This is a genomic window from Amycolatopsis rhizosphaerae, assembly GCF_007713715.1.
In the GTDB taxonomy this organism is placed as follows: Bacteria; Actinomycetota; Actinomycetes; order Mycobacteriales; family Pseudonocardiaceae; genus Amycolatopsis_E; species Amycolatopsis_E rhizosphaerae.
Window position 1 is genome coordinate 1 of the sequence record NZ_VJWX01000411.1, and the last position, 6,345, is coordinate 6,345.

The window sequence follows — 6,345 nt, forward strand, 5'->3', positions numbered from 1 at the left end:
GCCCAGGCCCGCGCCGTGTTCGTCGGGTTCGAGCTGCGCCAGGGGATCGACGCGGCGGCGGTGGGCAGGCTGATGCGGTTGTGGACGCAGGACGCGGCCGCGCTGACCGCGGGCAGGGCGGCCACCGCCGATCCGGCGCCCGCGCTCGCCGAGCGTCCGGCCGGGCTGACCGTCACCTTCGGCTTCGGCCCCGGCCTGTTCACCGCGATCGGCAGGCCGGAGGCGGTGCCCGCCGGGTTCGTGCCCGCGCCGGAGTTCCCCATCGACCGGCTCGACGCCCGTTGGACCGGGGGCGATCTGCTGGTGCAGGTCTGTGCCGATGACAGCCTCGCGGTCGCGCACGCGGTGCGGGTGCTGGTGGTCGGGGCGCGCCCGTTCGCGTCCGTGCGGTGGCAGCAGTCCGGTTTCCTGCCGCACGCCGGGGTCGCGCCGGGCGCCACGCCGCGCAATCTCATGGGCCAGGTGGACGGGACCGCCAATCCCGCGCCGGAGAACGGGCTCGACAAGGTGGTCTGGTCGGCCGACGGTTGGCTGGCCGGGGGCACCACGATGATCCTGCGGCGGATCCGGATGGATCTGGACACCTGGGACCGCGTGGCGCCGGAGAGCCAGGAGCGGGCGATCGGGCGGCGGCTGTCGGACGGCGCCCCGCTGTCGGGCGGGATCGAGCGGGACACTCCGGACTACGCGGTGCGGGATCACCACGGCAAGCTGGTGATCCCCGCCGACGCGCATGTGCGCCGCGCGAGTGAGCAGGCCAACGGGCCCGGCAGCGGCCGGATCCTGCGCCGTGGCTACAGCTACGACGACGGGGTGGACGCCACCGGGCAGGCCGACTGCGGCCTGCTGTTCGCCGCCTACCAGGCGCGGTTCGACACCCAGTTCCTGCCCATCCAGCGGCGGCTGGCCGAGCTGGACGCGCTCAACGCGTGGACGACCCCGATCGGTTCGGCCGTGTTCGCCATCCCGCCCGGGTGCCAGGAGGGCGGCTGGATCGGGCAGGGCCTGCTGGGCTGACGCTCCTTTGTGGAGGGTCAGCCCAGCAGGCTTCCCGGCGTCCAGGCCCGGACGAGGTCGAGCAGGCCGGGAAAGCGCGCGTCGAGGTCCTCGGTCCGGACCTCGCTGCGCCGTTCGAGTCCGTACTGCCGCTGCCGCGTGACGCCCGCCTCGCGCAGGAGCCTGAAGTGGTGCGTCAAGGTGGATTTGGGCCGGTCGATGCCGAACCAGCCGCAGGAGCGGTCCGTCTCCGGTGATTCCAGCAGGAGCTTGCGGACGATGCTCAGGCGTAGCGGATCGCTCAGCGCCCCGAGCACCACCTCGAGCCGGAGGTCCTCCCTTGCGGGCTCGGCGAGTGGGGCGGGCCGTGCCGCCCGAACGGCCGGGGTCATCGAAAGCCTCCCGAGATCACACACTCCGTAGTACGAGTCCGATCGTACTACGGGCTCGGTTCGACTATTGTCGTATCAGTACGAGAAAAGTCGAACTAGGGGGTCTCATGAAGGTGTGGCTCGCCGCCTGGCCGGTAATGGCGGTGTTCGTCCTGTCCAACGCGCCCACCCCGCTGTATGTCCTCTGGCAACGGTCTCTGGGCTTCTCCTCCGGCGTGCTCACGGCCGTTTTCGCCTGCTACATCGCGGGACTGCTCGGGGCGCTCCTCGTCGCCGGAGTGGTCTCGGACCGGATCGGCCGCAAGCCGGTGCTGCTGCCGGCCATCGCGCTGGCGATGCTCGCCTGCGTGCTCTTCGCGACCGCGGCCTCGGTGATCGTGCTCGCCCTGGCCCGGCTGCTCGCCGGGATCGCCGTCGGAGCCACGGTCTCCGCCGGGATGGCGGCGGTGACCGACGTCGCCGGTCCGGAGCGGAGAAGGGCCGCGGCGCTGGCTTCCTCCGCGGCGATGGTGCTGGGCGCGGGCTCGGGGCCGCTGCTGGCCGGGGTGCTGTCCCAGAGCCTGCCCGGGCCCACGGTCGTCCCCTTCGCCGTGGACGCCGTCCTGCTCGCCTCGGCCTTCGCCGTCGTCGCGCGGTTGCCGCTCGCCCGGCCCGCCACCGGTTCCGGCCCCGGGGTCTGGCTCCGGATCCCTTCGGTGGACCCACGCGGGCGCACGGCGGTACTGCTGGGTGTCGCGGTGTTCGCTCCCGGAATCACCTCGACCTCGTTCGTGCTGGCACTGGGGCCTTCGGTGCTGGCGCAACTGCTGGGCGCCGGCAACCGGATCGTCGCCGGAACGCTGGCCTTCGTGATGTTCCTCGCCGCCACCGGTGTGCAGTTCGCGGTCCGGCGCCTGGGGGTCCGCGCCATCCTGACGGTCGGCGCACTGTCTACTGTGGCCGGAATGGTCATGCTGGTGCTGTCGGTGCGGCTGGCGTCGGTGCCCTTGCTCGCGGTGGCCGCGGTGCTCGCCGGAAGCGGGCAGGGGATGGGCCAGTTCGGCGGGCTGACCCTGATCAGCGCGAGCGTGCCCTCCACGCGGCTGGCCGAGGCCAACGCCGCGCAGAACATCGGCGGCTACCTCCCTGCCGCGGTCCTCCCGCTGGCGGCGGGTTTCCTCAGCGACGCCGCCGGGCTGCCCACCGGCACCACGGTGTTCGCCGCCGTGGTGGCCACGGCGGCACTCGCGGGTGCCGCCGTGGTCACCGTTGTCACCGTGAAGGGCCGGGCCGCGGAAGCGGCGCCGGTGCTCAGCCCCGCCGGGGACGGGTGAGGGTGAACCGGTCCACCGGGGTGGTGGTGCCGTACGGCCCGGTCACCGCGTGGTAGGTCACCGTCATGGTCGTGTTCCCGCCGGGACGGCCGGGATCGACGTCGAAGGACGCGAAACCGTAGGAGTGGTCCGGGTCGCGGAAGGCCGACCAGGGTGCGTCCTCCAGCACGTAGACCGGCGGGCGCTTGCCGGTCGCGGAGTTCACCGGGCCGACGCCGGTGATCACCCGGCACTGGGCGGGGGAGAAGAACAACCGGTTCGACGGTGCGGAGGTGCCCCCGCCGCCGATCACCATGTGCACCGTGCCGCGGCTGGTGTCGACCACGTCCGTGCGCGTGTCCACGGGGTTGGGCGTGCGGGTGTCGGTCGGCAACTGGCCGCGGATCGGGTGGGAGCGCTCGTAGTGGTGCTCGTGCCCGCACACCACCAGGTCGACGCCGTACCGGTCGAACAGCGGGAGCCAGCTCTCCCGGATGCCGAGATCGGCACCGTTGAACTTGTCCACCGTGGAAATCGCGACCTGGTGCATGCACACCACGATCCAGTCGATGTCCGGATTGGACCGCGACCGCGCGAGCTCGGCCTCCAGCCAGCGCTGCTGCGCGCCGCCGGAATAGCCGTGCACGTAGGAGTTCCCGCCGTCCTGGTAGGCGATGTCGTCGTTGTTCAGGCTGATCACGCGCACCGCGCCGGCGGTGAAGGCGTACCAGAGGCCCTTGAGTTCGGCGTCGGCGCCGGAATCGGGGACCGAGAAGTAGGTCTGGTAGGCGCCGTAGCCGATCGGGCCGTTGCCCAACTCGTTTTCGTGGTTGCCCGCGGCGGGCATCCACGGCCGGTACCGGGCGGAGCGGGTGTTGTTGGTGAACCAGTCCGACCACGTCCGGATCCGGTCGGTGGACAGGTTGGCGTAGCACAGGTCGCCGTTGACCAGGTTGAACAGCGGCGCCTGCGCTTCCACCGCGGCCGTCACGTCGCCCGCGAACGGCGAACCGAGGTTGTCGTTGACGTAGGTGGTGCCCGACAGCTTGCCCAGTGTCGGGGTGCCCTGGTCGCCGAAGCTGGTGAACCGGAACGGGGCGCGGCCGCGCGGTGCGGTGCGGACCGTGCCCAGTTCGGGGGCGGCCCCGCCGTGCTGTGCGGCGTAGACGTAGTCGGTGTCCGGGCGCAGGTTCGCCAGCCGGGCGTGGTGCACGCGCACCTCGGTGCCGGACTTGGCGTCGCGGTAGGTGGTGGTGTCCGCGTCGACGCTGTGGCCGAACCCGCCGTCGATGCTGCCGAGCAGCACGCGCGGCCGGGACACCGCTTCGGTCGTGTGCCAGGACACCACGACCTCGCGGGAGGCGTCCGCACCGAACTGGAGGTGCAGGCCGGCCACGGGCGGGGCGCCCAGGGTGCCGGGCCGCTGCCACAGCAGGGGTGACGCGGCGGCCGCCCCGGGCGTGCCCAGCAGGACGGCGCCGCCGACACCGGCGGTGAACAGACCGCGCCGGGACAGGGCCGGGGATCCATCGGAAGCTGTCATGGTCTGCAGATCCTCAGCCCCGCACGTGAACAGCTCCACCGGCGCGGGATGAACAGCAACCGACACCGGGCGCTTGCGCTGTCCCGCTTTGGCGTGCGATGTCTGGTCTGTCCTGTTAGGACACCGTGATCCGCTGACGGAAGGTGTCAGTGGATCGGGCCTACGCTCCGGCCATGACGAACACCGGTACGCAGGCGAGCGCGTTCGACTTCCTCGCCGGGGCCTGGAACGTGCGCAACCGCTGGCTGACCGACTTCCTCGACGAGACGAGTGGCTGGGAGGAGTTCCCGGCGGTGAGCCGCGGTACGCGGCACTTCGACGGTGCGGCGAGCTTCGACGAAATCGAGTTCCCCACGAAGGGATTCGCCGGCCTGACACTGCGCCTGTACGACCCGGCCCGCGACGAGTGGTCCCTGTACTGGGCCAGCAGGCGCACCGGCACCCTGTTTCCGCCCGTGGTGGGCCGGTTCGAAGGGGAGCGCGGAGAGTTCCACGGGGACGACACCCATGCCGGGCGGCCCGTTCGGGTCCGCTTCGTGTGGTCGGGGATCACCGCGCGTACCGCCCGGTGGGAGCAGGCCTTCTCCACCGACGGCGGGCTCACCTGGACCACCAACTGGGTCATGGAGCTCACCCGGCGCTGACGGTCACGGGGCGGGTTCCGGCCCACGCGGGCCGAGCGTGGCCAGCCCGGCGACGAGCAGCAGGGCGGCCAGACCGAGGAACCCGGCCTCCGGGGAGAGGCTCGCCGCGAGCGCGCCGGTCACCAGTGGGCCGCCCGCGTCGCCGAGTTCACGGCCGACTTCGGCCGCGCCCATCGTCTGTCCGAGCCGTTCGGGCGGGGTGGATGCGGCGAGGTGGGCGAAGGCGACCGGCGTGGCCAGGCCGACTCCGGCGCCGAGGGCGACCGCCGCCGCGAGAATCCCCACCACACCGGGGACGAAGGCGGCCGTCACCAGCCCGCCCGCGGCGAGCACAAGGCCGCCGGTCATGCCCGCGGCCGCGGTCAGGTGCGCGCGGTCCAGTGCACGTCCCGACCAGGGCTGCACGAGGGCGGAACACAAGGCGAGCACCGACACCGCGGCTCCGGTGACGAGGGCGTTCAGCCCGGCCGCCGCCCCGGCGACGGGCAGGAAGCCGACCCCCACGGCAAGCGCCGCGGTGGTCGCGGCCAGGGTGACGGTGGGGCGCAGGAACCCCGGACGGCCCAGGCGCCGGACGAGGTCGAGCACGGTCTGGCGGGTGCGGGGCAGCGGCGGCACGGCGGGGACGGTGAGCAGCGCCCAGAGGGTGACGGCCAGGGCCAGCGCGGCGAGAGTGCCGAACAACAGGGGAAACCCGCCCGCCGTGACCAGTGCCCCGCCGAGCAGGGGACCCAGCGTGTAGCCGATGCTCTTCCACGCCCCGTACCCGCCGAAGGCGCGGCCGTGCCGTTTCGGCGGGGAAAGGCGGGCGACGAGTGCCCCGGCGGCGGGGGAGAACGCCGCGGCCGCCGCACCCTGCCCGAGCCGGGCCAGTCCCACCAGGGCGGGATTTCCGGCCAGCACGAACGCCGCCGAGGCGAGCGCGAAGGCGAACAGGCCGCCCAGCAGCAGCGGTCGCGGGCCGATCCGATCGGCCAGCGAGCCGAACACCGGTTTCAGCACCACCTCGGCCCCGTCGTACACCGCGAGCAGCAGGCCCAGCGTGAGCAGGGAGGCGTGCTCCTCGCGGGTGTAGGCGCCCAGGCTGGCCGCGATGCTGTGCGCGCCGAACGCGGTGACGAACCCCGCCGCGTACAGCGGCCACACCGTCCGCTGCGTTTCCATCAGTCCGCCGCCGATGCCCCGTCCCGGGCGGCGGTGAGCACCGGCCGCAGCGGAGTGCGTTCGGCACGGCCGACCAGCCGCACCAGCGTGCGCCGCAGGAGGAGGAAACCGAGCAGCACCACGGCCGCGCCCAGCAGCAGCCCGGCGAGCACGTCCTGCGGATAGTGCGCGGCGATGTAGACGCGCGAGAAGGCCATCAGGAGCGCGGCCACCGTGCCGATCCAGCCGAGGGTCCGGTTCACCAGGAACAGTCCCGCGGTCACCGCCCCGGCCATCACCGCGTGATCGCTCGGGAAGGACGGATCGAGGGTGGG

At 72.9% G+C, this 6,345-nt stretch carries 7 protein-coding genes; 3 read left to right on the forward strand and 4 right to left on the reverse strand.

Annotation, left to right across the window (positions count from 1 at the left end; all coding sequences use genetic code 11):
• Window positions 1-1,017: Dyp-type peroxidase (locus FNH05_RS29015; RefSeq protein ID WP_144592033.1), on the forward strand; the 1,017-nt coding region annotated here is incomplete at its 5' end.
• 17 nt (window positions 1,018-1,034) lie between these two features.
• Here FNH05_RS29015 and FNH05_RS29020 read toward each other — a convergent pair.
• Window positions 1,035-1,388: an ArsR/SmtB family transcription factor gene (locus tag FNH05_RS29020; RefSeq protein WP_144592034.1), complete on the reverse strand. Its 354-nt coding sequence runs from the start codon at window positions 1,386-1,388 to the stop codon at window positions 1,035-1,037.
• 107 nt (window positions 1,389-1,495) lie between these two features.
• Between FNH05_RS29020 and FNH05_RS29025 the strand changes: the two genes are divergently transcribed.
• On the forward strand, window positions 1,496-2,701 hold the full coding sequence (locus FNH05_RS29025; RefSeq protein ID WP_144592035.1) for an MFS transporter: 1,206 nt from the start codon (window positions 1,496-1,498) through the stop codon (window positions 2,699-2,701).
• Here FNH05_RS29025 and FNH05_RS29030 read toward each other — a convergent pair.
• On the reverse strand, window positions 2,679-4,223 hold the full coding sequence (locus tag FNH05_RS29030; RefSeq protein WP_144592036.1) for a purple acid phosphatase family protein: 1,545 nt from the start codon (window positions 4,221-4,223) through the stop codon (window positions 2,679-2,681). The genes FNH05_RS29025 and FNH05_RS29030 overlap by 23 nt on opposite strands.
• Window positions 4,224-4,396: 173 nt before the next feature.
• On the opposite strand from FNH05_RS29030, the gene FNH05_RS29035 reads away from it, so the two are divergent.
• Complete coding sequence (locus tag FNH05_RS29035) at window positions 4,397-4,867, forward strand: hypothetical protein (RefSeq protein WP_144592037.1); 471 nt, start codon at window positions 4,397-4,399, stop codon at window positions 4,865-4,867.
• Window positions 4,868-4,870: 3 nt separating this feature from the next.
• Here FNH05_RS29035 and FNH05_RS29040 read toward each other — a convergent pair whose 3' ends face one another.
• Window positions 4,871-6,031, reverse strand: a complete 1,161-nt coding sequence (locus tag FNH05_RS29040; protein WP_144592038.1) for an MFS transporter — start codon at window positions 6,029-6,031, stop codon at window positions 4,871-4,873.
• On the reverse strand, window positions 6,031-6,345 hold a 315-nt coding region (locus FNH05_RS29045; protein WP_144592039.1), incomplete at its 5' end, for a phosphatase PAP2 family protein. The genes FNH05_RS29045 and FNH05_RS29040, both read right to left, overlap by 1 nt.

What these genes read in the sequence shown, in the direction of transcription:
- FNH05_RS29020 (WP_144592034.1), bottom strand. Translation starts at nt 1,388, where the DNA reads ATGACCCCGGCCGTTCGGGCGGCACGGCCCGCCCCACTCGCCGAGCCC.
- FNH05_RS29030 (WP_144592036.1), bottom strand. Translation starts at nt 4,223, where the DNA reads ATGACAGCTTCCGATGGATCCCCGGCCCTGTCCCGGCGCGGTCTGTTC.
- FNH05_RS29035 (WP_144592037.1), top strand. Translation starts at nt 4,397, where the DNA reads ATGACGAACACCGGTACGCAGGCGAGCGCGTTCGACTTCCTCGCCGGG.
- FNH05_RS29040 (WP_144592038.1), bottom strand. Translation starts at nt 6,031, where the DNA reads ATGGAAACGCAGCGGACGGTGTGGCCGCTGTACGCGGCGGGGTTCGTC.
- FNH05_RS29025 (WP_144592035.1), top strand. Translation starts at nt 1,496, where the DNA reads ATGAAGGTGTGGCTCGCCGCCTGGCCGGTAATGGCGGTGTTCGTCCTG.